The 26,280-nt window shown below is 64.4% G+C and carries 27 protein-coding genes; 10 read left to right on the plus strand and 17 right to left on the minus strand.

Translation table 11 applies throughout. The features are described from left to right. Window positions 1-157 precede the first annotated feature (157 nt). The 10 genes from BVH03_RS00345 to glyQ all read right to left on the minus strand — a co-directional run bounded on the left by BVH03_RS00345 (window position 158) and on the right by glyQ (window position 10,615). Window positions 158-1,090, minus strand: a complete 933-nt coding sequence (locus BVH03_RS00345) for a phosphatidate cytidylyltransferase (protein ID WP_075959334.1) — start codon at window positions 1,088-1,090, stop codon at window positions 158-160. Between the two features lies 1 nt (window position 1,091). After that, entirely contained in the window at window positions 1,092-1,712 is a 621-nt protein-coding gene (locus BVH03_RS00350) for a lysophospholipid acyltransferase family protein (RefSeq protein WP_075959335.1), read from the minus strand. A 10-nt stretch (window positions 1,713-1,722) separates the two neighbouring features. Beyond that, window positions 1,723-2,178: a hypothetical protein gene (locus BVH03_RS00355; RefSeq protein WP_075959336.1), complete on the minus strand. Its 456-nt coding sequence runs from the start codon at window positions 2,176-2,178 to the stop codon at window positions 1,723-1,725. After that, complete coding sequence (locus BVH03_RS00360; protein WP_075959337.1) at window positions 2,168-3,517, minus strand: phosphatase PAP2/dual specificity phosphatase family protein; 1,350 nt, start codon at window positions 3,515-3,517, stop codon at window positions 2,168-2,170. Before BVH03_RS00360 ends, BVH03_RS00355 begins: the two co-directional genes overlap by 11 nt. Continuing rightward, window positions 3,517-5,274, minus strand: coding sequence for a bifunctional alpha/beta hydrolase/class I SAM-dependent methyltransferase (locus BVH03_RS00365; RefSeq protein ID WP_075959338.1), 1,758 nt, complete (start codon window positions 5,272-5,274; stop codon window positions 3,517-3,519). Before BVH03_RS00365 ends, BVH03_RS00360 begins: the two co-directional genes overlap by 1 nt. After that, complete coding sequence (locus BVH03_RS00370) at window positions 5,267-5,902, minus strand: CDP-alcohol phosphatidyltransferase family protein (RefSeq protein ID WP_075959494.1); 636 nt, start codon at window positions 5,900-5,902, stop codon at window positions 5,267-5,269. Before BVH03_RS00370 ends, BVH03_RS00365 begins: the two co-directional genes overlap by 8 nt. Window positions 5,903-6,185: 283 nt before the next feature. Beyond that, window positions 6,186-6,962 (minus strand): 1-acyl-sn-glycerol-3-phosphate acyltransferase, encoded by a 777-nt coding sequence (locus BVH03_RS00375; protein WP_075959339.1) that lies wholly within the window; start codon window positions 6,960-6,962, stop codon window positions 6,186-6,188. Between the two features lie 34 nt (window positions 6,963-6,996). After that, window positions 6,997-7,530, minus strand: coding sequence for a D-glycero-beta-D-manno-heptose 1,7-bisphosphate 7-phosphatase (gmhB, locus tag BVH03_RS00380; RefSeq protein WP_075959340.1), 534 nt, complete (start codon window positions 7,528-7,530; stop codon window positions 6,997-6,999). 86 nt (window positions 7,531-7,616) lie between these two features. After that, entirely contained in the window at window positions 7,617-9,671 is a 2,055-nt protein-coding gene (gene glyS, locus BVH03_RS00385) for a glycine--tRNA ligase subunit beta (protein ID WP_075959341.1), read from the minus strand. After that, window positions 9,668-10,615: a glycine--tRNA ligase subunit alpha gene (gene glyQ, locus BVH03_RS00390; RefSeq protein ID WP_075959342.1), complete on the minus strand. Its 948-nt coding sequence runs from the start codon at window positions 10,613-10,615 to the stop codon at window positions 9,668-9,670. Before glyQ ends, glyS begins: the two co-directional genes overlap by 4 nt. A 314-nt stretch (window positions 10,616-10,929) precedes the next feature. On the opposite strand from glyQ, the gene BVH03_RS00395 reads away from it, so the two are divergent. The 7 genes from BVH03_RS00395 to BVH03_RS00425 all read left to right on the plus strand — a co-directional run bounded on the left by BVH03_RS00395 (window position 10,930) and on the right by BVH03_RS00425 (window position 16,461). Further along, the gene (locus BVH03_RS00395; protein WP_075959343.1) at window positions 10,930-12,555 is read left to right on the plus strand and encodes a PepSY domain-containing protein; all 1,626 of its coding nucleotides are present in this window, start codon (window positions 10,930-10,932) and stop codon (window positions 12,553-12,555) included. Continuing rightward, window positions 12,552-12,848, plus strand: coding sequence for a DUF3649 domain-containing protein (locus BVH03_RS00400; RefSeq protein ID WP_075959344.1), 297 nt, complete (start codon window positions 12,552-12,554; stop codon window positions 12,846-12,848). The genes BVH03_RS00395 and BVH03_RS00400 overlap by 4 nt, the downstream gene beginning before the upstream one ends. Next, window positions 12,845-13,648, plus strand: coding sequence for a DUF3325 domain-containing protein (locus tag BVH03_RS00405; protein WP_075959345.1), 804 nt, complete (start codon window positions 12,845-12,847; stop codon window positions 13,646-13,648). The genes BVH03_RS00400 and BVH03_RS00405 overlap by 4 nt, the downstream gene beginning before the upstream one ends. A 302-nt stretch (window positions 13,649-13,950) precedes the next feature. Continuing rightward, the gene (locus BVH03_RS00410; protein WP_075959346.1) at window positions 13,951-14,514 is read left to right on the plus strand and encodes a DNA-3-methyladenine glycosylase I; all 564 of its coding nucleotides are present in this window, start codon (window positions 13,951-13,953) and stop codon (window positions 14,512-14,514) included. After that, complete coding sequence (locus BVH03_RS00415) at window positions 14,511-15,125, plus strand: pyridoxamine 5'-phosphate oxidase family protein (protein ID WP_075959347.1); 615 nt, start codon at window positions 14,511-14,513, stop codon at window positions 15,123-15,125. Before BVH03_RS00410 ends, BVH03_RS00415 begins: the two co-directional genes overlap by 4 nt. 86 nt (window positions 15,126-15,211) lie before the next feature. Further along, entirely contained in the window at window positions 15,212-16,099 is an 888-nt protein-coding gene (locus BVH03_RS00420) for a lysophospholipid acyltransferase (RefSeq protein ID WP_075959348.1), read from the plus strand. A 95-nt stretch (window positions 16,100-16,194) separates the two neighbouring features. Further along, window positions 16,195-16,461: a PilZ domain-containing protein gene (locus BVH03_RS00425; protein WP_075928990.1), complete on the plus strand. Its 267-nt coding sequence runs from the start codon at window positions 16,195-16,197 to the stop codon at window positions 16,459-16,461. A gap of 45 nt (window positions 16,462-16,506) precedes the next feature. Here the strand turns inward: BVH03_RS00425 and choX are convergent, their stop codons facing one another. Continuing rightward, on the minus strand, window positions 16,507-17,433 hold the full coding sequence (choX, locus tag BVH03_RS00430) for a choline ABC transporter substrate-binding protein (protein ID WP_075959349.1): 927 nt from the start codon (window positions 17,431-17,433) through the stop codon (window positions 16,507-16,509). Window positions 17,434-17,792: 359 nt separating this feature from the next. Between choX and BVH03_RS00435 the strand changes: the two genes are divergently transcribed. Next, complete coding sequence (locus tag BVH03_RS00435) at window positions 17,793-18,224, plus strand: C40 family peptidase (protein WP_371915324.1); 432 nt, start codon at window positions 17,793-17,795, stop codon at window positions 18,222-18,224. A 306-nt stretch (window positions 18,225-18,530) separates the two neighbouring features. Further along, entirely contained in the window at window positions 18,531-19,181 is a 651-nt protein-coding gene (locus BVH03_RS00440; RefSeq protein WP_075959351.1) for a 7-cyano-7-deazaguanine/7-aminomethyl-7-deazaguanine transporter, read from the plus strand. Between the two features lie 70 nt (window positions 19,182-19,251). On the opposite strand, the gene BVH03_RS00445 is transcribed toward BVH03_RS00440, so the two are convergent. Continuing rightward, window positions 19,252-20,541 carry an MFS transporter gene (locus tag BVH03_RS00445; RefSeq protein ID WP_075959352.1) on the minus strand — a complete coding sequence of 430 codons (1,290 nt, stop codon included), beginning with the start codon at window positions 20,539-20,541 and terminating at the stop codon, window positions 19,252-19,254. Between the two features lie 173 nt (window positions 20,542-20,714). Between BVH03_RS00445 and BVH03_RS00450 the strand changes: the two genes are divergently transcribed. Continuing rightward, complete coding sequence (locus BVH03_RS00450) at window positions 20,715-21,614, plus strand: LysR family transcriptional regulator (RefSeq protein WP_075959353.1); 900 nt, start codon at window positions 20,715-20,717, stop codon at window positions 21,612-21,614. 22 nt (window positions 21,615-21,636) lie between these two features. Here the strand turns inward: BVH03_RS00450 and BVH03_RS00455 are convergent, their stop codons facing one another. From BVH03_RS00455 to def, 5 genes are all read right to left on the minus strand, one after another. Beyond that, entirely contained in the window at window positions 21,637-21,954 is a 318-nt protein-coding gene (locus BVH03_RS00455; RefSeq protein WP_075959354.1) for a lipopolysaccharide assembly protein LapB, read from the minus strand. Between the two features lie 11 nt (window positions 21,955-21,965). After that, window positions 21,966-23,339: a Trk system potassium transporter TrkA gene (gene trkA, locus BVH03_RS00460; RefSeq protein WP_013789171.1), complete on the minus strand. Its 1,374-nt coding sequence runs from the start codon at window positions 23,337-23,339 to the stop codon at window positions 21,966-21,968. Then, on the minus strand, window positions 23,336-24,652 hold the full coding sequence (gene rsmB / locus BVH03_RS00465; RefSeq protein WP_075959355.1) for a 16S rRNA (cytosine(967)-C(5))-methyltransferase RsmB: 1,317 nt from the start codon (window positions 24,650-24,652) through the stop codon (window positions 23,336-23,338). Before rsmB ends, trkA begins: the two co-directional genes overlap by 4 nt. Further along, a complete protein-coding gene (gene fmt / locus BVH03_RS00470; protein ID WP_075959356.1) occupies window positions 24,649-25,590 on the minus strand; it encodes a methionyl-tRNA formyltransferase in 942 nt (313 codons plus the stop codon). Before fmt ends, rsmB begins: the two co-directional genes overlap by 4 nt. A 70-nt stretch (window positions 25,591-25,660) precedes the next feature. Next, window positions 25,661-26,167 carry a peptide deformylase gene (def, locus tag BVH03_RS00475; protein WP_027904102.1) on the minus strand — a complete coding sequence of 169 codons (507 nt, stop codon included), beginning with the start codon at window positions 26,165-26,167 and terminating at the stop codon, window positions 25,661-25,663. Window positions 26,168-26,280 lie beyond the last annotated feature (113 nt).

Consider the following 26,280-nt stretch of genomic DNA (forward strand, 5'->3'; position numbering starts at 1 on the left):
CTGCTTTGCCCGCGACCTTCGCCCTGGATATAACCCATAAACGACAATGCCCCTATCAACCGATAGAGGCATTGTCTTCAACTCACCCTCGGACTGCTAGGTTTTCACACAGTCTGTTGCGCCGGGTTTTTTTATTTCCTTTCAATAGCTTAACGTCTCAGCCCCACCAGTAACGCACCATATGGAAGAACACCGGCGCGGCAAAGCATACCGAGTCGAGGCGGTCGAGCATGCCGCCGTGGCCTTCGATCATGTGGCCCCAGTCCTTCACGCCACGGTCACGTTTGATCGCCGACATCACCAGGCCGCCGGCGAAGCCGAGCAGGCACACCAGCAGGGCGAACAGGGCGGCCTGCCAGAAGGCGAACGGAGTGATCCAGTACAGCGAGGCGCCGACCAGGGTGGCCAGGGCCACGCCGCCGAAGAAGCCTTCCACGGTTTTCGACGGCGACAGGTTGGGGGCGATCTTGCGCTTTCCGGCCAGCTTGCCGCACACGTACTGCAGCACGTCGGAGATCTGCACCACGATCACTAGCCAGGCGATCAGCAGCAGGTTGCGGCCTTCATAGCCGGCGATCTCCAGGGTCAGCAGCGCTGGTACGGTGGAGATGCAGTACACCGCGATCATCAGGCCCCACTGCACCTTGGACGTGCGTTCGAGAAAGCGTGTGGTATCACCACCCAGGGACGACAGAATCGGCAGCAGCAGAAACACGTAGACCGGAATGAAGATGGCGAACAGGCCATACCAGCCGACGCCGATCAGCAGGTACTGCATTGGCAGCGCGAAGTAAAAGGCGGCAACCAGGGCCGGGTAGTCGCTGCGCCGAGTGGGCGTGAGCGTCATGAACTCGCGCAGGGCGTAGAACGACACGCAGTAGAACAGCACCACCACGCCGATATTACCGAACAGGAAAGCGAAGCCGATCACCGCCACCATCGCCCACCAGGCATTGATGCGTGCGTTGAGGTTGTCGATCACCGAGTGCGAGCCGGGGCCGGCACGCAGCTTCAGCAACCAGCCGATCAGGCTGGCGAGCAACAGCAGGCCACCGATACCGGCGAACAGCAGCAAGGTATTACGATCCATCTCAAGCCTCCTCGGGAGCAAGGGCCAGCAGGCTGCTACGGGCACGTTCGAGGTAGGCGTCTTTGCCCTCCTCCTCACCCATGCCCAGCGGCGCGCCAAAATTCAGGGTGCACAGCAGCGGCAGCGGCAAGGCACGGCCCTTGGGCATCACCCGGTTGAGGTTGGCGATCCACACCGGAATCACCTCGACATCCGGGCGCGCCTTGGCCAGGTGATAGAGGCCACTCTTGAACGGCAGCAGGCCGTCTTCGAGGTTGCGGGTGCCTTCGGGGAAAACGATCAGCGAATCGCCCTCGCCCAGCGCATCGAGCATCGCCTGCAGCGGGTTGGCGCCGGGGTCGCTGCGTTGGCGATCGACCAGCACACCGTTGAACACCCGCTGGATCAGGAAGCTGCGCAGTGCGCCCTTCATCCAGTAATCGGAGCCCGCTACCGGGCGGGTGCGCTTGCGCAACTCGGCGGGCAGCGATGCCCAGAGCAGCACGAAGTCGCCGTGGCTGCTGTGGTTGGCGTAATAGATGCGCTGCACCGGCTGCGCGGTGCTGCCAAGCCACAAGGCTCGGGCACCGGTGAGCAGTCGCGCACCAGAGGTGATGAGAAAGGCGACCAGCGAGGCGAGCATGACAACGTCCTTATCCGAATCGAATGTGTGAAAGCCACGGCATCAGCACGATGGCTGCCAGGGCGACCAACAGTTGCAGAGCCAGCCATAGTGCCTGCCAACGCAGCAGGCGCACGGCCCCCTGGCTGCGTTGTTCCCAGCTACGCGCGGGCCTGACCTGGCGGCCCAGCGACGCCAGCGCCTGGTCGAGGTCTGCGGTGCGCCGTTCCAGCTGCTCGGGCCCGTCAGCCAGACTGGTGAACAGCTCGGCATCAAGGGCGACACGCAGGGCGTAATACTTCTGGATCAGCCCGCACACCAGCAGCGCGATGCACACGGCCGCGCCTGTACTCAGCGCCATGAAACCGAGCAACGGGCCCAGACCGATGACCAGTGCCAACAGGTTCACGGCACTGGACACGCGGTCGAGGGCCTTACCGCGGCGCAGCATGGCGGCGATCAGCCTGAGGTGCATCTCACTGGCCATGCAGTACGCTTGCGTCTGTGGATAAGGGTGGCGCTGGAAGGTCTTCCAGCGCCTGTAAATGAGCGCTTCCCAGTACGACCTGTGCGCGAGCCTGGCGCAGCGTCGAAACGGCCTCTGCGACGCTCCTGCAGCGACCGCTGTGCAGCAGCCAGGCGGCGATCGCGGTGGCGCTGCGTGAATAGCCCAGGGCGCAGCACACCAGCAGCGGCCCATGGCGCCGCAGATCTTCGATGGCCACGGCAGCCTGCAGGCAGTGTTTGCTGCTGGGGGCGATCAGGTCGAGGCTGGCCAGTTCTCGGTAGGCCTTGCCGTCGACCCGGCAGGGCAGTTCGGCGCAGAGATCGGCGATGGCCGCGAAGTGCTGCGCTTGGTTCCCGGCGGGAATACGCTCCAGCCATACGCCATCCGCCACTTCATCGGGCTGCGGGTGTTGGCGGGTCCAGGCGCGGGAGTTGATCCAGGCGGCGCCCAGATAAGGCGCCAACAGCCAGTTACTGGCGGCGCTGAGGCGGCCATCGGCACGTTTCTGAAAACCCGCAGCGCCGAACAGCGCGTAATTGAGCGCCACCATCAGCAATGACAAGGCCGGCCACAGCAACCACAGGGCCGCGCCGCCGAAATGGAGCGCCAGCGCGCTGCACGAAGCCGCGCCAAAGGCGTAGCGCAGGGCCAGCCGCCAGCGCTTCGGATCACCAGCCAAGCGCCAGGCGAACAGCGGGCTGCGCCCTTCGCTTGGCCACAGCCACAGGCACAGGAAGCCGGCGAGCATGCCGGTCGGCACGTCGATGAAATGATGCTGCCAGGTGGTCAGCACCGACAGGCCGATCAAGAAAAACCAGGTGTGCACCACCACGCGGCATAGGCCGCTGGCGTGCTGGGCAAAGCACGCCCAGAGCACCACTAGCAGGGTGATATGCAGTGATGGTGCCTGGTTGAAGGGTTTATCGAAGCCCATCAGCACGTCGAACATCATCCCGAACAGCCCATCCAGCGCCGGTCGGTCGAAGGTGAAACGCAACGGCCAGAGCACAAAGCAGGTGATGCTGATTACCTGCGCGGTAAGCAGTCGCAGGCCGAGGCGATCCACCGCAGCACGGGTAGCCGGTAGCAGGAAGGCCAGGCCGTAGAGCAGGTCGATCGACCAGTAGGGAATGATCGTCCACGGCCACAGGGGAATCTGCCGCTCCCAGCCAAACACCAGGCTGCCGACGTCGTCACGTTGGCCGGTGAACCAGTTGGCGAAGCCATAGGTGCCGAAGAACAGCGGCGCGAGCAGCAGCAGCCAGACTACGCCGCGCTTCCATAGCCCGGTTTCCCGGGCGACCGCGGCGGGCATCATCAGGACACCCGCTGCGCCAGGGACACGCTGAAGATGCCCCACTCGTCGATGCGCTGGGTGATCTTGCGAAAACCGGCCGCCTCGACCAGTTGATCCATCTCCGCCTGGCTGCGGCGGCGCATCACCCAGGCCTCGCCGCCGCGGTGGCTGGTCAGCGCGCGGGCGATCAGCTCCAACTGCGGGTGCCAGGGTTGGCCGGTGTAGATAAGGTATCCGCCCTCTTCCACGGCCTTGGCCAGACCGGCCAGCGAGTCGCTGACCATCGCGTTGCTGGCGAACAGTTCATAAAGGCCCGAGACCACTGCGAGGGTCGGTTTGGGATCCAGCGCTGCCAGATCGGCCTTGTCGAAGGCGTCGCCTTTGACGAAGCGGGCGATGCTGCCCAGGCCTTTCTGCTCGATCAGCGCCGCACCGTCGCGCACGTTGATGTCGCTGTAATCGCGCAGCAGGATCGAATCCGGCTTGTCGCTACCCTGCTCCAGCGACTCGAGGATGTAGCGCCCATGCCCGGCGGCGATGTCGACGATGCGTACTGGGCGACCTTGCTCGCGCAACTTGCCCATGGCCAGGCGCAGCAGTTCCTCGGCGTGTACCTTGCGCTGGCGAATGCCCCGCCAGCCGATGGAGTTCAGGTAGTTGCGGTCGATCAGCCGCCCAATCGGCGAGCTGCCGGTTGGCGTGTTGCGGTACACGTAGTCCAGGGTGCTGCCCGAATCGAAGCCGGTCTCGAAGCCCAGTTTCACGCCAGCGGAAAGGTTGCTGCCAAGGCGCATGCTGGCCCGCGTAGCGCGCCAGTAAAGGTCGCGCGGGGAGTTTTTCGGTAGCGGCGCCGCCAGCTCTTCGGCTTCGGCGCAGCTCCAGCCGAGTCGATCGGCATCGAGCAACGCAGGGCGCTGCAACGGCTGCTCGAACGCCTTGAGCACGAAACGGCGAATACGGCTGAGGGCGTGGCCACGATCACGCTCGCCCAGGGTGTCGTGAAAGAACCCGGGTAGGATATGCATTTCCTTGTCCAGGCTACCCAGGCGCGTGAAGAACTGCTCCTGGGGTTTGCGATGCACCACGAAATCGCTGCCAGAAATCAGCAGCTGGGTGGGAACCTGAATCGCCTGGGCATCGGCGACCACGCGCTCGGCTGCGTCGTAGAGGCCCAGCAGCATGTTCACCGAAATCGGTCGGCTGATCAGCGGGTCGGCCTCGAAGGAGGCAATGCGCTGCGGATCGTGGCTGAGAAACCTGGCCTTCACGTAGCTGTTGACGAAGAAATTGCCGCGCCAGGCGCGCATCAGTTTCAGGCCAGGGCGAGCGAAGGGTACGTACAGCTTGACCTTGAAGGCTGGTGAAGCGAGTACCAGGGCGCGAATCCTTGGCGCGTAGTCGTGGGCCCAGGTGGAAATCACCACGGCGCCAACGCTCTGAGCCAGCACCACCATGTCCGTAGTGTCGATACCGTAGGTGATTGCGATATGGTCGATGAAGGTCTGCACGTCGCGCACGCTGGTGGCGAAGCTCGGGCTGTCGCCCCGCTCTCCTGGCGATTCGCCATGGCCACGGGCGTCCCAGGCGAAGAAGTCGAAGCCCTGCAGGCCCAGCTCCTCGACCAGGTGGGCCATGCGCCCGCCATGCTCGTGGCCGCGATGAAACATCACGATGGCGCGACGGGCTGCGCCCGGCAGACTATCGGCCGTGGGCCAATGGCGGTAGAACAGGCTTACGCCGTCGTGGGTCGTGAAGGTATTGCAGCGAACTTCAGTCATCGAGGCATTCCTGTTGCGCAGAAGAAGACGCTTGCGCCAGACCTTGGCGGACGCGGTTGAACAGGGTGTACAGCAGCAGCGCGGTGATCACCGCCAGAATCGGATCGATCCAGCCCAGCGGCAGCAGCGCGCTGGCGACCCCGGCACCGAGCACGCCGAAGCAGAAGGCGCGATCGCTCTTGCCCATCGGGCCGTCATAGCGGCGTGAGGCGCCCACCATGGGGCCCATTACGCCGGCGTACTCGCTGATCAGCGCGAACAGCACCAGCACCACGACCAGGGTCGGCGACACGCCAGGCAGCAAGGCGAAAGGCAGGAACAGGGCGGCATCGGCGATCACGTCGCACAGCTCGTTGAGATAGGCGCCCAAGGTCGATTGCTGACCGAACTCGCGGGCCAGCATGCCGTCCACGGCGTTGAGGGCCATGCGCAGAATCATCCACAGCGGGATCAGCGCGAACAGCCAGAGGCGTTCGTGAACGATTGCCAGCAGCAGGCCGATAAGCACCGACACCACCGCAGCGGCCAGCGTCACCTGGTTGGCAGTGACGCCATGGTCGTAGAGACGTTGCACCAGGGGGCGCAGAAGATTCTGAAAGCGGGGTTTCAGCTGGTAGATCGAAAGCATGTATACGAACTCCGTTTCGCCATGTTTCTCAGAACGTGCCACAGCCAGCACCGCGATAGCTCGCCAGGCCGTGAACACGTTCTGCAACAAGTTGCGCCAGCTTAGCCGTTTAAGCCCCCCTCAGGCGAGATGCCAGCGTGAACATCGTCATGTGCCGCGCAAAAACTTATGCCCACTTTATCGACAGATCGGGTACCGATAAAAATCCTTATTTATCAGTATTCTGCGGGCTAAAACTCAATTAAAAGGGAATTTCCTCAACAGGTTATCCACAGATCGGGATTCAAGCGAGATCGTTGGAAGTATCAACGGCGGAGGCCTGTGGACTCAGGGCACCGATTGCACATTGCGCCTGGCTGACCCATTCGAAAGCCCGGTCGTTGAGGTTGGCGACTGCCCGTGGGCCTTCACCTTCGGCGTACATCGCCGGGCCGAATACGACCTGCACGGTCCCCGGCTTCTTGCCCCAACCTTCCTTGGGCCAGAACTGCCCGGCGTTGTGAGCGACCGGCAGCACCGGCAGCTTGCTGTTCACTGCCAGGGCGGTGCCGCCCCGGGAGAACTTGCCGATCTGGCCATCCGGCACGCGGGTGCCTTCCGGGAATACCAGCACCCAGGCGCCCTGCTCCAGGCGCGTACGGCCCTGCTGGGCGAGTTGCTTGAGCGCCGCCTTGGGATTGCTGCGATCGATGGCGATCGGCTTGAGCATCGCCATCGCCCAGCCGAAGAACGGCACGTAGAGCAGCTCGCGCTTGACCACCTGGCTCAACGGCTCGAAGTAGGCGCACAGGAAGAAAGTCTCCCAGGTGCTCTGGTGCTTGGCGAGAATCACGCAGGGCTGCTCGGGAATGTTCTCCCTGCCGTTGATCTCGTACTTGATGCCGGCAACCACCTTGGCCAGCCACACCGCGCAGCGGCACCAGTTCTGCACCACGAAACGATAACGCGCACGGAATGGCAGGAACGGCGCCACGAACACGCTGATGATGCACCAGACGAACGAGCTGGAAGACAGCAACAGGTAGAAAAGGAAGGTTCTGAAGAACTGCACTGTCGACATGTGAGCGGTTACCGTTGCAGGCGGGCCTGCGCTATCAAGTGAGAAGCTGGGCAGCTACGGCTGCCAGATCGTCGAATACCAGAGTGCCGGTAGGCAGGGGCGCTTTGGCCAGGGTGCGTTCACCCTTGCCGGTCTTTACCAGCACGGGCTGACAGTCGACGGCGCGCGCGGTATCTAGGTCACTGCCGCTGTCGCCGACGAACCAGATTCCGCTCAGCGGCACATCGTAATGCGCGGCGATCTGGAGCAGCATGCCGGGCTTGGGCTTGCGGCAATCGCAGCCGTCGTCCGGCCCGTGGGGGCATTGCACGATCAGGCCGACTTCACCGCCCTGCTCCGCCACCAACTCACGCAACCGCGCGTGCATGGCTTCCAGCACGCTCAGCGGGTAATAGCCGCGGGCGATGCCGGACTGGTTGGTGGCCACGGCCACGGTCCAGCCCGCCTTGCTCAGTGCGGCGATGGCCTCGATTGAGCCGGGGATCGGAATCCATTCATCGAGGCTTTTGATATAGGCGTCGGAGTCATGATTGATGACCCCGTCGCGGTCGAGAATGATCAGGTTCATAAAACAGGTCCAGGCCTCAGGCTCCGGGCTCCGGGCCAGGCTGTTTCAGCCTGCGACCTGGAGCTTGAAACCTGACGCCTCGTGCGTTAGCCCAGTACCGAGATGTCGGCGACGCCCAGGAACAACCCACGCAGACGAGCCAGCAGCGCATAGCGGTTGGCACGAACCTTGGGGTCTTCGGCGTTGACCAGCACCGCTTCGAAGAAGGCGTCCACCGGCGTGCGCAGCGAAGCCAGCTGAGCCAGCGCCTCGCGGTACTGACGCGATTGCGCCAGTGGCTGCACGGCGTTGTCGGCCTTCTGGATCGCGGCGTTGAGGGTGAACTCGGCCGGCGTATCGAAGTAATGGGCTTCGATGCTGCTCGCCACTTGCCCGTCGGCCTTGCTCAGCAGGTTGGACACCCGCTTGTTGGCGGCGGCCAGGGCTTCGGCTTCAGGCAGCTTGCGGAAGGCCTGTACGGCCTGCACGCGCTGGTCGAAGTCCAGCGGCGACAGCGGGTTCACGGCACGCACGGCCTGGTAGACGGACACATCCACGCCTTCGTCTTCGTAGCGCGCTCGCAGGCGGTCGAAGATGAACTCCAGTACCTGCGGGGCCAGGCCGGCGGCCTTGACCTTGCTGGCGTACTGGCGCACGGCGAACTCGACGGTAGCGCCCAGGTCCAGCTCCAGGCCCTTCTCGATGAGGATGCGCAGCACGCCCAGGGCAGCGCGGCGCAGCGCATACGGGTCCTTGCTGCCGGTGGGCAGCATGCCGATACCGAAGATGCCGACCAGGGTGTCGAGCTTGTCGGCCAGGGCCACCGCCGCACCGGTCAGGGTGCTTGGCAGCTCGGCGCCGGCGCCACGCGGCATGTACTGCTCGTTCAGGGCCAGGGCGACGTCTTCCGGCTCGCCATCGTTCAGCGCGTAGTAATAGCCGGCGATGCCCTGCATTTCCGGGAATTCACCGACCATCTCGCTAGCCAGGTCGCACTTGCTCAGCAGGCCGGCGCGCGCGCCCCGCTTGGCGTCGCCACCGATACGCCCGGCGATGAAACCGGCCAGGGCCGAGACGCGCTGGGCCTTGTCGTAGACGGTGCCGAGCTGGGCCTGGAACACCACGTTGGCCAGGCGCTGGTTGAACGCTTCCAGCGGCTGCTTCTTGTCCTGCTTGAAGAAGAACTCGGCGTCGGTGAGGCGCGGGCGCACGACCTTTTCGTTGCCGGAGATGATCTGGCTCGGGTCCTTGCTCTCGACGTTGGCCACGGTGATGAAGCGCGGCAGCAGCTTGCCGTCGGCATCGAGCAGGCAGAAGTACTTCTGGTTGTCCTGCATGGTGGTGATCAGCGCTTCCTGGGGTACTTCCAGAAAACGTTCCTCGAAGGAGCAGACCAGCGGCACCGGCCATTCGACCAGGGCGCTGACTTCGTCGAGCAAGGCCGGCGGCACGATGGCGCTGCCCTGCTGCTCGGCGGCCAGCTGTTCGATGCGCTTGGCGATCTGCTCGCGGCGCTCGGCGCCGTCGGCGATCACATAAGCGGCGCGCAGCTCCTGGGCGTACATGGCGGGCGCGGAGATGCGCACTTCATGGTTGGCGTGGAAGCGGTGGCCGCGGGAGAAACGGTTGGCCTTCTGGGCGAGTATCTCGCAGTCTACGATCTGATCGCCGAACAGCATCACCAGCCACTGGCTTGGGCGGACGAATTCGGTCTTGCGGGCGCCCCAGCGCATGCGCTTGGGAATCGGCAGCTCGTTCAACGAGTTTTCCACGATGCCGGGCAGCAACGTGTAGGCGCGCTGGCCAGGGATGTGCTGGCTGAATTTCAGCTTCGGCCCGCTCTGGTCGATGGCCGACAGCTCCACGCCGCACTTCTTGGCAAAGCCCAGGGCGGCCTGGGTCGGGTTGCCTTCGGCGTCGAAGGCGGCCTGCACGGGCGGGCCGTCGAGGTTGACGGTGCGGTCCGGCTGTTCGGTGGCCAGTTGCTCGACCAGTACGGCCAGGCGGCGCGGCGCGGCATAGTAGCGCGCGCTACGGTAGCTCAGGCCGGCGGCCTTGAGGCCTTTCTCGATACCGGCGAGAAAGGATTCGCCCAGGGTTTTCAGGGCTTTGGGTGGCAGCTCTTCGGTGCCCAGTTCAACCAGAAAATCGAGCGCACTCATTCTGCTGCCTCCAGCTTGGCCAGTACTTCATCACGCAGATCGGCGGCGGCGAGCGGGAAGCCCAGGCGACGTCGGGCCTGCAGATAACTCTGCGCCACGGCGCGGGCCAGGGTGCGCACGCGCAGGATGTACTGCTGGCGCGCGGTCACCGAAATGGCGCGGCGGGCATCCAGCAGGTTGAAGGTATGCGAGGCCTTGAGGACCATCTCGTAGGTCGGCAGCGGCAGCTCCAGCTCGATCAGGCGGTTGGCTTCGCTTTCGTAGAAGTCGAACAGCTCGAACAGCTTCTCGACGTTGGCGTGCTCGAAGTTGTAGGTCGACTGCTCCACTTCGTTCTGGTGGAACACGTCGCCATAGGTCACCTTGCCGAACTGGCCGTCGGCCCATACCAGGTCGTACACGGAGTCGACGCCCTGGATATACATGGCCAGGCGCTCGAGGCCGTAGGTGATCTCGCCGGTGACCGGGTAGCATTCGATGCCACCGACCTGCTGGAAGTAGGTGAACTGGGTGACTTCCATGCCGTTGAGCCAGATTTCCCAGCCCAGACCCCAGGCGCCGAGGGTCGGCGATTCCCAGTTGTCTTCGACGAAACGGATGTCGTGCACCAGCGGGTCGATGCCGATGGCCTTCAACGAGCCCAGGTACAGCTCCTGGAAATTTTCCGGGTTCGGCTTCAGTACCACCTGGAACTGGTAGTAGTGCTGCAGGCGGTTGGGGTTCTCGCCGTAGCGGCCGTCAGTGGGGCGACGCGATGGTTGCACGTAGGCGGCGTTCCAGGTCTCCGGGCCAATGGCGCGCAGGAACGTGGCGGTGTGGAAGGTACCGGCGCCCACTTCCATGTCATAGGGTTGCAGTACCACACAGCCCTGTTCGGCCCAGTATTGTTGCAGGGCAAGGATCAGGTCCTGGAAGGTGCGCACGGCAGGCGTTGTCTGGCTCACGAAAAATTCACCTGTTGGGGCTGCGACTGAAAGCCGGAGAGTATACCCGAAGCAAGGCGCAGCCCGCATGCTGCGCCGTCTTGACTAATAAAGCGCGACACGGGTGATGGCAGGCTGCTGGCGCTGGCGATGGTTTTTCACGCCGCTTGCCCGTGCGCTGGAAAAATCCGCCTGGCCGACCTGCGGGTTTGGCGGCGCTCGCGCGTCTTATAGGGAAACGCTGCCGTTTGCGATGCACAACGGCAGCCGTCGTCGATCAGCCGCCCCGCGGCCGGGGGCCTGATCATGTTCGCAGCAGCAGGCAAGGTGTATCGATGAAAGAAGGATTTCGCCAGTCCATGGCGTGGTTGCATACCTGGACGGGGCTGGTGGTGGGCTGGGTACTGTTCTTCGTGTTCGTGACGGGCACTGCCGGCTACGTGGACGATGAAATTACCCGCTGGATGGAACCGGAGCGGCCTCTGCAGGTGCGGGTGGAAGGCGTGGAACGCGGGCCGATGATCGAGCGCGCGCTCGCCCGCCTGGAGCAGGTGGCCGGCAATGCCAAGAGCTGGACCATCACCCTGCCCCATACCTCATTGCGACCCCGTGGCGAACAGGGCCTGGCGATCGACTGGGAGGATTTGCCCGAGCGTGGCCACGATTATGGTCGGCGCGGTAGCGAGACGCTCGACGCCCACACCGGCCTGCCACGCCAGGAAGTCGAGCCACGGGAAACCGGCGGCGGCGCGGCGCTCTACGAGATGCACTACGCGCTGCATTACCTGCCGTACGAGGTGGCGATCTACATCGTCGGCGTATGCACCATGCTGATGCTGCTGGCGATCCTCACCGGGGTGGTCACCCACAAGAAGATCTTCAAGGACTTCTTCACCTTCCGCCCCGGCAAGGGCCAGCGTTCCTGGCTGGATGCGCACAACGTGATCAGTGTGATGGCCCTGCCGTTCTTTCTGATGATCACCTACAGCGGCCTGGTGTTCTTTCTCTTCAACTACATGCCGGCCGGCGTGGCGGCGTTGTACGGCCCCGGCAAACTGCAAGAGCGCGTGTTGTTCGACGAACTGTTCAGCCGCGACAAGCGTGAGCACCTGCCTGCCAGCCGGCCTCAGGTGTCACTCGAGGAGTTGGTGCGGCGCGCCGAGGCGCAGTGGCCCGGACAGGGCGTGGCCAGCCTGACCCTCAGCCAGGTCAAGGGCGAGCCGGCGCGGATCGACGTGCAGCGCGTCACAGAGGGCTCGGTGAACGTCTATGACCCGGTGATACTCAGTTTTGCAGCCGACGGACAGCCCGCCGTCTACCCGGACGAGACCCACGGCCCCGGCAAGGTCCACCGCATGCTGGTCGGTTTGCACGAAGGCTTGTTCGCCGACTGGTGGCTGCGCTGGCTGTACCTCGTCGCCGGTCTGCTGGGCTGCGGGATGATCGGTACCGGCCTGGTATTGTGGACGGTCAAACGACGTAATCAGCACCTCAAGCGCAACGATGGCGCCGCCTTGTTCGACGCCTACGGGCTGCGTCTGGTGGAGGTGCTCAATGCCGGCACCCTGGTCGGCCTGCCGATCGCGGTCGCCGCCTACTTCTGGGCCAATCGCCTGTTGCCGGTGGGCATGGCCGACCGCGCCGCCTGGGAAATGCACTGCCTGTTCCTGACCTGGGGCTGGCTGTTGCTCTACGCCGCGCTGCGACCCTTGAAGAAAGCCTGGCTGGAAATGGCCTGGATGGCGGTAGCGGCCTACGCCCTGATTCCGCTGATCAATGCCCTGACCACCGACCGCCATCTGGGCGTCACGCTGGTCGAGGGCGACTGGGTGCTGGCCGGCTTCGACCTGAGCATGTTCGGCCTGGCCGTCCTTTTCGCCTACGGCGCCCTGAAGATTCGTCGCCGCTGGCTGAAAGCCGACGCGGCTGCGATGCAGGCCGGCAAGGAGGCGCTGGCATGAAGAAGGGTTCGATGGCCGCCTATCGCTGGTCGGTCGCCTCGCGGGTACTGGCCGCGGCATTGGGCGGTTATGCGTTGGCCTCGGCGTTGACCGTGCTGCTGGCGCTGATCTGGCCGCTACCGAAAAGCCAGGCCGTGATGGCCGCCACCATGCTCAGCTTCACCCTGTATGCCGTGGCAGTGATCTGGGTGTTCAGCGTGCGCAGCGTGACCCGTGCCTGGCTGGGCATGCTGATCCCCACCGGCGTGGCGGCGTTGCTGTGCTGGGCATTGCAGGCGGGAGGTACGGCATGATCCTCAATCTGTCCCTCCTATTGGCCAGTCTCGGCGGCTTCATCGCCCTGGCACTGGCCATGGAAAAACACTGCCGGCAGCTGCTGCATCGCGTGCTCTCGCCTCGCTGGCTGCAGGCGCTGCGCATTCTCGGTTGGCTACTGCTGGTCGCGGCGCTGGCGCTGAGCCTGGGGCAGCTAGGCTGGAGCATCGGGGCGGCGGCCTGGTTCGGTTGGCTGTCGGTCGCCGGCGTGGCGCTGGCGTTCTACCTGCCCAGGTGGCCCGGGCCGCGCGAACCTGCCAAGGCGGCGCGGCGCGACAAGCACCCGGTTATGCCGCCACCAGCCGAACGCTTGCTCGGCCTGCGCCGCGCTGCCACGGCGCTGCTGTTGCTGGCGCCCGTGGCGGTGCTCGGCCTGCTGCTGAGCGCTGCGCCAAAACCGCTGCATAGCGATGAAGCCGTACTTGGTCAGGTCGGGCCCTGGTCGTTCGCCCTCGCCCAGGCCGAGCGCAAGGCGCCGCATCAGGTACTGGGCACGCCCTTCAAGGCCTTCGACGTGCGCTTTTGCGAGCGCTGCGACGAGCAGATCCGCGCGGCCTACCTGAAAATCCGCAAGCCGCGCTCGCTGCGGGCGGCCGGCCTGGTGTTCAGCGGCGAGCGCTGGGACCGCCGAGTGGAAATCCAGATCCCTGCCAAGGCCAGGGTCAGTGACGGGCTGTGGCTGACCGTCGAAGGCAAGGACGGCAGCGTGCACCATGCCGCCGTGGATATCGACAAGGTGTCGCCCGAGCTGGCGGCCTACCTGACGGACGAGTCCTGACAACCCGTCCATGATCTTTCAGCCCGGGCTCGTCGATTTTGACTGCAAGGTGGCGAGAGCGGACTTTCAGCGGTCAATTGTGGGAGCGGGCGGGGACGCCTAGTTCATGCCCGCGATTTTCGCGCGCATGGCGCGCTCCCACAGTGAATCGGCGAACGGACGCTTCTACCTTGCAGCTGCCTCTTCATGCGCACGAGGATCTGAGTGGCCGGCTTCGGGCGCGGCGCATTCCCGAGGCGGATTGCGCCCGTCGGGGCAATGCGCGGTTATAGTCTGCTCTCGCCCTCACCGAGCCGACTGCCATGCCCCGCTGTTTCTGGTGTAACGACGATCCGCTGTATCAGGCCTACCACGACAGGGAATGGGGCGTGCCGTCACGCGATCCCCAGCACCTGTTCGAGATGCTGCTGCTCGAAGGTGCCCAGGCCGGGCTGTCGTGGATCACCGTGCTGAAGAAGCGCGAGCGGTATCGCGAGGTGCTGTTCGGCTTCGATGCCGAGCGCCTGGCCGCGATGAGCGACGCCTACATCGAAACCCTGATGCAGGACCCCGGCATCATCCGCAACCGCCTCAAGCTGCAGGCCGCACGCAAGAACGCCCAGGCCTGGCTGCGCCTGGACGATCCGGTAGCGCTGCTCTGGTCGTTCATCGGCGGCCAGCCGAAGATCAACCATTTCGAGGGCCGTGGCGACGTACCGGCCGTCACGCCCGAAGCCGAGGCCATGAGCAAGGCGCTGAAGAAGGCCGGCTTCACCTTCGTCGGCCCGACCATCTGCTACGCCTTCATGCAGGCCACCGGGATGGTCATGGACCACACCCGCGATTGCGACCGCTACGCCCAACTGCAACAGCAGGCCCACCCATGAGCACCACCATCGATACGCTCGAACAACTGCAGGCGCTGTATGGCGTGCCCCACGAGCGCTCGCTGCGCAAGGAGCTGTCCTACCTGAGCGCGCCCTATCAGGCGCTGGTGGCCGCCTCGCCATTCGTGGTGCTGGGCACCCACGGTCCGGACGGGCTGGACTGCTCGCCGCGGGGCGACGCACCGGGCTTCGTGCGCGTTCTCGACGAGCGCACCCTGCTGCTGCCGGATCGCCCCGGCAACAATCGCATCGACAGCCTGCGCAACATCATCCACGACCCCCACGTGGCGCTGCTGTTGCTGATCCCCGGCGTCGGCGAAAGCTTCCGGGTCAATGGTCGTGCGACCATCTCGCTGGAGCCCGCGCTGCTGGCGCTGTGCGAGGCGCAAGGCAAACTGCCGCGCAGCGTGCTGCGCATCAATGTCGATACCTGCTACTTCCAATGCTCCAAGGCGGCGGTGCGCTCGGGTTTGTGGGAGGCCGAGCGGCAGGTCGAGCGAGCCAGCCTGCCGTCTGCCGGCGACCTGCTCAAGGCGGTAATGGATCCGCAGTTCGACGTGCAGGCCTATGAACGGCAGCTTCAGGAACGCCTGAAAACGCAGCTTTATTGAACGTTTCATCGTTTCTGCCGGTGTATGTAACAGTCAGGATGTCCCCGAATGGTTACAATACGCGCCCTTTTTAATGGTAGCTGCTTGTGGAAAAGCTCAAAGGCGCGCTGGTGGTCGGATCCCTGCGCTTGTTCGCCCTCCTGCCCTGGCGCGCCGTGCAGTCGTTGGGTGCGATGATCGGCTGGTTGATGTGGAAGTTGCCCAATGGCTCGCGCGAAGTCGTGCGCATCAACCTCGCCAAGTGTTTCCCTGAACTGAATGCCGTCGAGCACGACAAACTGGTCGGCCGCAGTCTCATCGATATCGGCCGTACCCTGACCGAGAGCGCTTGCGCCTGGGTCTGGCCGGCGCACAAGTCCCTGGCTCGTGTGCGTGAGGTCGAAGGCCTGGAAGTGCTCGAGGCGGCGCTGGCCTCCGGCAAGGGCGTGGTCGGCATCACCAGTCACCTGGGCAACTGGGAAGTGCTCAACCACTTCTACTGCTCGCAGTGCAAACCGATCATTTTCTACCGTCCGCCCAAGCTCAAGGCGGTCGACGATCTGCTGCGCGAGCAGCGCGTGCAGTTAGGCAACCGCGTGGCACCGTCGACCAAGGAAGGTATCCTCAGCGTCATCAAGGAAGTGCGCAAGGGCGGCTCGGTGGGCATTCCTGCCGACCCGGAGCCGAGCCTCTCGGCGGGTATCTTCGTGCCCTTCTGCGGCACCGTTGCGCTGACCAGCAAGTTCGTGCCGGGCATGCTCGCCGGGCACAAGGCGGTCGGCGTGTTCCTGCACGCGGTGCGTCTGGAAGACGGTTCCGGTTACAAGGTGATCCTCGAAGCCGCGCCGGAAGACATGTACAGCGAAGACACCTATACCGCCGTGGCCGCCATGAGCGGCGTGGTGGAGAAGTACGTACGCACCTACCCCAGCCAGTACATGTGGAGCATGAAGCGCTTCAAGAAGCGCCCCGAGGGCGAAGAGCGCTGGTACTGAAAGTGGCGGCGCCTCGCAACGTGGCGCCGCTTCGCTGGGCTTGTGCGGCGATTTGAGTTATTAACGGGGCACATTTTTCTCGAGGCTGCCAGGACATGTCCGCCAACCAGCGTCAGCATCCCCGTACACCGATGAAATGCCGCATCAAGATCTGCCATCCGAGCTTCGGTGAGCTGGTCGCCCAGACCCGCGACCTTTCCGATGGCGGCGTGTACGTCAAACATGACGACCTGGCCGCCCTGGAGCCCGGTACACGGGTGACCGGCCAGGTGCAGGACCTGCCCATCGAAGCGCCGATCCTGGAGATGGAAGTCATGCGCGTCACCCCTGACGGCGTGGGGCTACGCTTCGTTCGCGATTGAGTTCGGCAGGCCGGCGCCCTGCTTCGCCGGCCTGCTTCCTTTTGCCTACAGCCTGGCTTTCACCGCCGCCAGCCCGTCACCGCCATCGCGGGTTTTCACGCCCTCCAGCCAGCCATCGAGCACCTGCGGGTTGGCCTTGATCCAGTTGCGGATCGCCGTGGCGTTGGCCAGCTTGCGGTTGAGCACGTCGTCCATGATGGTGTTTTCCATCTCCTGAGTGAACTTCAGGTTGGTCAGCAGCTTGCCGACGTTCGGGCATTCGGCAACAAAGCCCTTGCGGGCCAGGGTGTTGACCGAACCGGTGCTGCCGAAGAATTTCTCGCCGCCCTTGAGGTACTGCATGTCGAACTGCACGTTCATCGGGTGCGGCGTCCAGCCCAGGAACACCACGAACTCATCCCGCTTCACCGCCCGGCCGACCTGCACCAGCATGGCCTGCTCGCTCGACTCCACCAGTTTCCAGTCGCCGAGGCCGAACTCGTTGCCGGCAATCATCTGGCGGATGTAGTCGTTGGCTGGCGAGCCCGAACCGATGCCATAGATCTTCTTGCCGAATTTGTCGGCGAATTTGGCGAGGTCGTTGAAATCCTCTACGCCGGCTTCATGGGCGTAGGTCGGCACCGCCAGGGTGTATTCGGTGCCACCGAGGTTCTCCACCACCTTGTCGATCTGCCCGCTGGCCACGTAGCGGTCGTAGTCGTGCTGGCCGGCCGGCATCCAGTTGCCGAGGAACACGTCGACCTGCCCTTTCTGCAGCCCGGCGAAAATGATCGGCACGGCCAGGGTGCGGGTCTGCGCTTTATAGCCCAAGCCATCGAGCAGCAGGCTGGCGACGCCGTTGGTGACCGCGATGTCGCTCCAGCCTGGGTCGGCAAGGCTGACGCTGGCGCACCTGGCGTCTTCGGCCTGGGCGTACAGGCTGGCGCTCAGGGCCAGCAGGCTGGCGGTAATCACGGTCTTGAAGGGCTTCATCGGCAGGATCCTTGTGCGTGAGGGAGCTGTAACCCTAACAGACAACGCGGCGATTCTTGCGACTTGAAAGCTGCTGGCGGTGCATACCGTTCGTCGCCATAAAGCAGAAAAAATGAACCTGGCAGAGTTTTCAACTGTCCGTCCACGGGACGTGCGGAGCACTGTTTTAGTTCATTGTTTAGGTTGCAAGTGGCTGATTTCAGGAAGGGATTCGCGGCGGCTTGAGTCTTCTTTCCAAGGTCATCGAATTGAATAAACTGATCCTCTCTCTGATGTTAGGCAGCACCCTCTTATGTGCTGCGGTTGATAATGCATCCGCCAGCTTCCGGGTTCACATGCAGGACGGCAGCAGCCGTGTCGTGGCACCCGCCAAGGTCGACCCGAACTCTTCCCAGGCCGTGGTCAACCGGGCGCTGACCGCCCTGGGCACGCCGTACCGCTGGGGCGGCACCAGCCTCGAACATGGTTTCGACTGCAGCGGCCTGGTCAACTATGCGTTCAAGCAGGTCGATGACCTCGACCTGCCCCGTACCTCCCGCGCGCTCTCGCGCGTCGACGGTCCTCGGGTGGCCAAGGGTGATCTCGAGCCGGGTGACCTGCTGTTCTTTCGCATTCGCGGGCGCAGTGTCGACCACGTGGCCATTTACCTGGGTAACGACCGCTTCATCCACGCACCACGCCGCGGCACCAACGTGCGCATCGACAAGCTCAGCGATGGTTACTGGAAAAAGCACTTCCAGCTGGCTCGCCGGGTGATGCCGGAAGACACGCAACTGGCCAGCAATGGCTGACGGGGTTGGCGAAGCGACTGTGGTGGCGTAAGCAGCTCTTCGCGATCTCGTAGGAGGGGCCGGGCGTCGATCCGCTTTAGCCCTGAGCTCTTTGGCCCCTGATAAAGCTCTGGGCTAAAGCCCCTTGCTACAAAATAAGCTCTGCGCGCCGTCCGCTTCTGCTTTCGAGCATCACCAGCCAGAGGCCCTCTATCCGCCGGGCGGGCTGTCCCGGTGTGGGCTCAGGCGTTAAACTGCGCGCCGCTCGTGACCATGTCGGTCGCGGCAATGGGTTCCCTAACCCCATTTCACGAAAAAGGACGCCCCATGACCCTGCTTCCCGCCTCGGTCAGCCGCACCGTATTGGCTGCGCTGATCGCGTTTCACATCCTCATCATCATCGCCAGTAACTACCTGGTGCAGCTGCCGATCACCCTGTTCGGCTGGCACACCACCTGGGGCGCGTTCAGCTTTCCATTCATCTTCCTGGCTACCGACCTCACCGTGCGGCTGATCGGCAAGCACGCCGCGCGCGCGGTCATCGCCCGGGTGATGGTGCCGGCGTTGATCGCGTCCTACATCGTTTCCGTGCTTTTTCATGAGGGCGCGTTCGGCGGTCTGGCAGCGCTGGGCGAATTCAATTTGTTCGTGTTCCGCATCGCCCTGGCCAGCTTCCTTGCCTATGTGCTCGGCCAGCTGCTCGACATCCAGGTGTTCGACCGCCTGCGCCAGCTCAAGCAATGGTGGGTCGCCCCGGCCGCGTCGAGCGTGTTCGGCCAGGCCATGGACACCCTGGCGTTCTTCTCCATCGCCTTCTGGCAGAGCAGTGACCCGTTCATGGCCGCCAATTGGGTGGAGATCGCCGTGGTCGACTACGTGATCAAGCTGGCGGTCAGCCTGGCGCTGTTCGTGCCGCTGTACGGCATGCTGCTTGGCGCCATCGTACGGCGGTTACCGCAGCGCACCGTAATGAACTGAAGCAGGCCTGAACGAAAACGCCGGATTCCCTCGCGGGAATCCGGCGTTTTTCATGGTATGCATGATTCGTTCAGCGCGCCGCGGCCGCTATGGGCAATGCCTGCAGGCGCGACAGGTGCAGCGCCACGGCCAGGGAAATCAGCAGCAGCGAGCCGATGAACAGGCCCAGGCCGTCCCAGCCGCCAGCCTGCCAGAACAACCCGCCCAGGGTGCCGGCGACACTAGAGCCCAGGTAGTAGCAGAATAGGTACAGCGACGACGCCTGGCCCTTGGCCTGGGTGGCGCGCCGACCGATCCAGCTGCTCGACACCGAGTGGGCGCCGAAGAAGCCGAAGGTGAACAGCAGCATGCCGACCAGGATCACCGGCAGCACGTTGAACAGGGTCATTACCAGGCCCGCCAGCATCAGGCCGATCACCGCCCAGAGCACCTTGCGACGGCCCAGCTTGTCGGCCAGCGCGCCGATCTGCGCCGAGCTGTAGATACCCGACAGGTAAACGATCGACAGCAGGCCGATGCTGGTCTGGTCGAGCTTGAACGGCGCCTCGATCAGCCGGTAACCGATGTAGTTGAACAGGGTCACGAAGGCGCCCATCAGCAGGAAGCCCTGGAGGAACAGCCACGGCAGGCCGGCATCCCGAAATTGCAGGGTGTAACCCTGCAGCAGGCTGCGCGGGCGCAGCGAGCGTGGGCGGAAGTTGCGTGACTCGGGCAGCAGGCGCCAGAACGCGGCGCCGGCCAGAAGGCCCAGGCCACCCAGGGTGCCGAGCACTGCGTGCCAGGACATGAAGTCCACCAATACGCCGCTGAGCAGACGCCCGCTCATGCCTCCGATGGCGTTGCCGCCTATATACACGCCCATGGCCAGGCCCAGGTGCAGCGGATCGATTTCCTCGCTCAGGTAGCTCATGGCCACGGCGGCCAAGCCGCTGAGCGCCAGGCCGACCAAAGCGCGCATCACCAGCACGCCTTCCCAGGTCGGCATCAGTGCACTGCCCACGGTGAACAAGGCGGCGGCGAGCAGCGACACGACCATCACTGGCTTGCGGCCGAGCGCATCGGACAGCGGCCCGGTTATCAACAGGCCCAGAGCGAGGGTGATGGTGGACACGGAGAGGATCAGGCTGCTTTGTGCGGCGCTCAGATCGAACTGCTGCGCCAGCATCGGCATCATCGGCTGTACGCAATAGAGCAGCGCGAAGGTGGCGAAACCGCCGCTGCACATGGCGAGAATGGTGCGCAGAAAGGCGCGGGTGCCCTTCTGGATATAAACGGGCTCCAGTGGAGCGCTGCGGGGAGCAGGGTCCTCATTTTGGGTGCTGACGCACTCGTCCGATGCGTGGGGAACAGGCTGACTCATTACGACCTCTTTAACACTCGATTCCCAGGCGAAGCGCCGCCGCATGCACAGGCGAATGCCGGCACGGGTGGTTGTTGTTATTGGGAATGGTCACAAGGATAAGTAGGCCAGCAAGTTCTTTCCAATATAATATTCGACACGATCGATACGTTTTACGACCTATTGGAGCGAACATGGAACTGCGTCATCTGCGCTATTTCGTGGCGGTTGCCGAGGAGTTGCACTTTGGCCGGGCCGCCGACCTGCTGGGCATCTCCCAACCGCCGCTGAGCCAGCAGATCCAGGCGTTGGAGCAGGAACTCGGGGTTCGCCTGTTCGAACGTAGCAACCGCCACGTGGCGCTCACCGATGCCGGGCGGCTGTTTCTCGAGGAGACGCGGCAGACCCTGGCCCAGGTCAGCAAGTCGGTGGACGTGGTGCGCCGCGCCGAACAGGGCGAAATCGGCGAGCTGCAAATCGGCTTCACCGCCTCGGCGCCCTTCGTGTCGATCATTCCTCGTGCGGTGTTCGCCTTTCGCCAGGCGTTTGCGGCGGTGCACCTGGACCTGCAGGAGATGACCAGCAGCCAGGTCTGCCAGGCGCTGGTGGAAAAGAAGCTGCAGATCGGCATGATCCGCCCGCTGGAGCTGCCGGGCGAGCTGGATGCCGTGGAGTTGCTCCGCGAGCCGCTGGTGGCGCTGCTGCATGCCGGGCATCCGCTGGCGGGCGAACACAACGGCGGGCTGGCGCTGGCCGAACTGGCCGACCAGCCGTTCGTGTTCTTCCCACGCAGCTACGGCACCGGCCTGTACGGCCAGCTGTTCAGCCTGGCCCGCCAGGCCGGTTTCACCCCGCGCATCACCCAGGAGGCCCACGAGGCGCTGACCATCATCGGCCTGGTGGCCGCGGGGCTTGGGGTTTCGGTGTTGCCGGCGTCGTTTCGGCGCATTCGTATCGATGGCGTGGTGTTTCGCACCCTGACCGATACCGACGCCACCACCGCGGTGTGGCTGGTCAAACGTCGCCAGGAACGTTCGCCCCTGGCCCAGGCCTTCATCGATCTGCTGACCCGCGAGGTGCAGGCGCTCAAGTAGCCTTGGTAACCCGGACTACGGCTTATTGAGCGGCTTTATCCAGCTTACGCAGAAATACCGACATTTCCTTTTCCGCCTGCTTGTCACCCTTGGCCTGCGCCGCCTGAAGGCCGCTCTGCCAGGCGTTGCGGGCAGCGTCCGGGTTACCGGCAGATTGAAGGGCCTTGCCGAGCAGCTTCCACGCCGCCGAATACTGCGGGTCGTGTTCGACGCAGCGTTGCAGGTGTTCGGCAGCCTTGCTGGCATCGCCGGCATCCAGATAACCCTTGCCCAGGCCGAAGCGCAGCAGTGAGTTATCCACACCCTTGGCCAGCATCTTTTCCAGTGCGTCGGTGGTCATGAAAGGCTCCCCTAGAAGAAGGTCAGGCCGACCTGGAACAGCCGTTCCACATCGCGGATGTGCTTCTTGTCCATCAGGAACAGGATCACGTGGTCGCCGGACTCGATCACCGTCACGTCGTGGGCGATCAGCACTTCCTCGTCGCGGATGATCGCGCCGATGGTGGTGCCCGGCGGCAACGAGATGTCCTTGATCGCCTTGCCGACCACCTTGCTCGAGCGCGCATCGCCGTGGGCGATGGCCTCGATGGCTTCGGCAGCGCCCCGGCGCAGTGAATGCACGCTTTCGATGTCACCGCGGCGTACGTGGGTCAGCAGGCTGCCGATGGTGGCCAGCTGCGGGCTGATGGCGATGTCGATTTCGCCGCCCTGGATCAGGTCGACGTAGGCCGGGTTGTTGATCAGCGTCATCACCTTGCGCGCGCCCAGACGCTTGGCCAGCAGCGACGACATGATGTTGGCTTCGTCGTCGTTGGTCAGGGCCAGGAAGATGTCGGCGTCCTTGATGTTCTCTTCCACCAGCAGGTCGCGGTCCGACGAGCTGCCCTGCAGCACGATGGTGCTTTCCAGGTTTTCCGAGAGGTAGCGGCAGCGCGCCGGGTTCATCTCGATGATCTTCACCTGATAGCGGCTCTCGATGGCTTCGGCCAGGCGCTCGCCGATATGCCCGCCGCCAGCGATCACCACCCGCTTGTATTCGTTCTCGACGCGGCGCATTTCGCTCATCACCGCGCGGATGTCGGCCTTGGCGGCGATGAAGAACACTTCGTCGTCGGCTTCGATCACCGTATCGCCCTGGGGCATGATTGCCCGGTCACGGCGGAAGATCGCCGCCACCCGGGTGTCGACCTTGGGCATGTGCTGGCGGATCTGCTTGAGCTGCTGACCGACCAGCGGGCCGCCGTAGTACGCCTTGACGCCGACCAGCTGGGCCTTGCCCTCGGCGAAGTCGATCACCTGCAGCGCACCGGGGTATTCGATCAGGCGCTTGATGTAGTTGGTCACCACCTGCTCGGGGCTGATCAGCACGTCGACCGGGATGGCTTCGTTGTCGAACAGCGCCTCGCGGGTCAGGTAGGCTGCCTCGCGTACCCGCGCGATGCGCGTTGGCGTATGGAACAGGGTGTAGGCGACCTGGCAGGCGATCATGTTGACTTCGTCGCTGTTGGTCACCGCCACCAGCATGTCGGCATCGTCGGCGCCGGCCTGGCGCAGCACGGTGGGAAACGAGCCCTTGCCCTGTACGGTGCGGATGTCGAGGCGATCCCCGAGGGCGCGCAGGCGATCACCGTCGGTATCCACCACGGTGATGTCGTTGGCCTCGCTGGCCAGGTGCTCGGCCAGGGTACCGCCGACCTGGCCGGCGCCGAGGATGATGATCTTCATCGGGTTGCTCCAGCGGCTGCGATCTTGATCAGCTTGGCATAGTAGAAACCATCATGGCCGTCCTGCTGGGCGAGCAACTGCCGGCCATGGGGCTGCTTGAGGCCGAACGGGCCGGCGATGTCCAGCTCGCGGGCGCCGGGCGTGCGCGCCAGAAAGGCCTCGATGACCTCGGTGTTTTCCGTCGGCAGCGTCGAGCAGGTGGCGTACAGCAGGATGCCGCCGACCTCCAGGGTCGGCCACATCGCGTCGAGCAGCTCGCCCTGCAGCGTGGCCAGCGCCGGAATGTCATCGGCCTTGCGGGTCAGCTTGATGTCCGGGTGGCGGCGGATCACGCCGGTGGCCGAGCAGGGCGCATCGAGCAGGATGCGCTGGAACGGCTTGCCGTCCCACCAGGCGGCCGTGTCGCGGCCATCGGCGGCGATCAGTTGGGCATCCAGGCCCAAGCGGTCGAGGTTCTCGCGCACGCGCAGCAGGCGCTTGGCCTCCAAGTCCACGGCCACCACTTCGCTCAGTGCCGGTTCGGCTTCCAGCACATGGCAGGTCTTGCCACCGGGCGCTGCGCAGGCATCCAGCACGCGCTGGCCGGGCGCCAGTTGCAGCAGGTCGGCGGCCAGTTGCGCGGCCTCGTCCTGCACGCTGACGTGGCCCTCGGCGAAGCCGGGCAGCAGGGTGACGTCGCAGGCCTGCAAGAGGCGGATGCCGTCACGGCTGAAGGTGCAGGGCTCGGCTTCGAAATCGACCTGGCGCAGCCGCGCCAGGTAGTCATCGCGGCTGCCGTGGCGGCGGTTGACCCGCAGGATCAACGGCGGGTGGGCATTGTTGGCGGCGCAGATGGCCTGCCAATGCTCCGGCCAGAAGGCCTTGAGCTGCTTCTGCAGCCAGCGCGGATGGGCGCTGTGCAGCACCGGGTCGCGATCCAGCGCCTGGATCAGGCTGTCGCCCTCACGCTGGGCGTTGCGCAGTACGGCGTTGAGCAGGCCCTTGGCCGAGGTCTTCTTCAGCTTGTCGACGCAGCCGACCGTCTCGCCAATTGCCGCGTGGGCGGGGATGCGCGTGTAGAACAGCTGATAGAGGCCGACCAGCAGCAGGGCCTCGAGGTCGCGGTCGCCTTCCTTGAAGGGCTTGCGCAACAGCTTGCCAGCGATCAGCTCGAGGCGTGGTTGCCAGCGTGCCGCACCAAAGGCCAGATCCTGGGCGAGGCCGCGGTCGCGGGCCTCGACCTTGTCGAGCAGCGGCGGCAGGCTGGTGCCCAGCGAGGCCTTGCCTTCGAGCACCGCGGCCAGGGCGCGGGCCGCGGCCAGCCTGGGGTTCATGCCAGCACCGTGCCGACGGCGAACTGCTCGCGGCGGCTGTTGAACAGGTCGCTGAAGTTCAGTGCCTTGCCGCCGGGCAATTGCAGGCGGGTGAGCAGCAGGGCGCCGCTGCCACAGGCGACGGTCAGGCCGTCCTTGCTGGCGGCGAGAATTTCCCCGGGCTGGCCCTGGCCTTCACCGATACGCCCGGCCAGCACCTTGAGCGGCGCCTCGTTGAGCGTGCTGTGGCAGATCGGCCAGGGGTTGAAGGCGCGGATCAGCCGCTCCAGATCGATGGCCGGGCGGCTCCAGTCGATGCGCGCTTCATCCTTGTTCAGCTTGTGGGCGTAGTTGGCCTGGGCATCGTCCTGCACTTCGCCCATCAGGGTGCCGCTGGCCAGGCCCGCGATGGCCTCGATCACCGCCGGCGGGCCGAGCTCGGCCAGGCGGTCGTGGAGACTGCCGCCGGTGTCTTGGGCAGTGATCGGGGTGCGCACCTTGAGCAGCATCGGCCCGCTGTCCAGGCCGGCTTCCATCTGCATCACGGTCACGCCGCTCTCGGCATCGCCGGCCTGCACGGCACGCTGGATCGGCGCCGCACCGCGCCAGCGCGGCAGCAGCGAGGCATGGCTGTTGATACAGCCGAAGCGCGGAATATCCAGCACCGCCTGGGGCAGGATCAGGCCGTAGGCGACCACCACCAGCAGATCCGGCTGCAGCGCGGCCAGCTCGGCTTGCGCAGCGGCATCCTTGAGACTCGGCGGCTGCAAGACGGCAATGGCGTTTTCCAGGGCGAGCTGTTTGACCGGACTGGGCATCAGCTTCTGGCCACGGCCGGCCGGGCGATCCGGCTGGGTGTACACGGCGACGATCTGGTGGTCGGTGCCGAGCAGCGCCTTGAGGTGGGCGGCGGCGAATTCCGGGGTGCCGGCGAATACGATACGCAGAGCTTCGGTCATGGGGTCTCGCTTTGACTGGGTGCTGGAAAAACAAAAGGCTTGCCGCGGCAAGCCTTTGTTGGAGGCCCGATCAGGCCTGCTGGCGGTGCTGCTTTTCCAGCTTCTTCTTGATGCGGTCGCGCTTGAGCGTGGACAGGTAGTCGACGAACAGCTTGCCATTAAGGTGGTCGCACTCGTGCTGGATGCACACGGCGAGCAGGCCCTCGGCGATCATCTCGAACGGCTTGCCGTCGCGATCCAGGGCGTTGATCTTCACCTTCTGCGGGCGGTCCACGTTTTCATAGAAACCGGGCACCGACAGACAGCCCTCCTGGTACTGATCCATCTCCTCGGTCAGCGACTCGAAGGTGGGGTTGATGAAGACCAGCGGCTCGCTCTTGTCTTCGGACAGATCCATCACCACCACGCGCTTGTGCACATTCACCTGGGTGGCGGCGAGGCCGATACCGGGAGCGTCGTACATGGTTTCGAACATGTCGTCGATCAGTTGACGCAGGGCGTCGTCGACCACATCCACCGGCTTGGCGATGGTGCGCAGGCGCGGATCGGGAAATTCGAGAATGTTTAAAATCGCCATAATGCGTTTGTGATGCACTTGTGGAATAAATTCAAAATCCGCTGCTAAGATGACGCAAGCATTCAAAAAACGGCGTCAAGCCGCGGATTTACTGGGCTCTGTCGCAGCGCTAG

Origin of the sequence: Pseudomonas sp. PA15(2017) (assembly GCF_001945395.1) — a bacterium.
Classification (GTDB): Bacteria; Pseudomonadota; Gammaproteobacteria; order Pseudomonadales; family Pseudomonadaceae; genus Aquipseudomonas.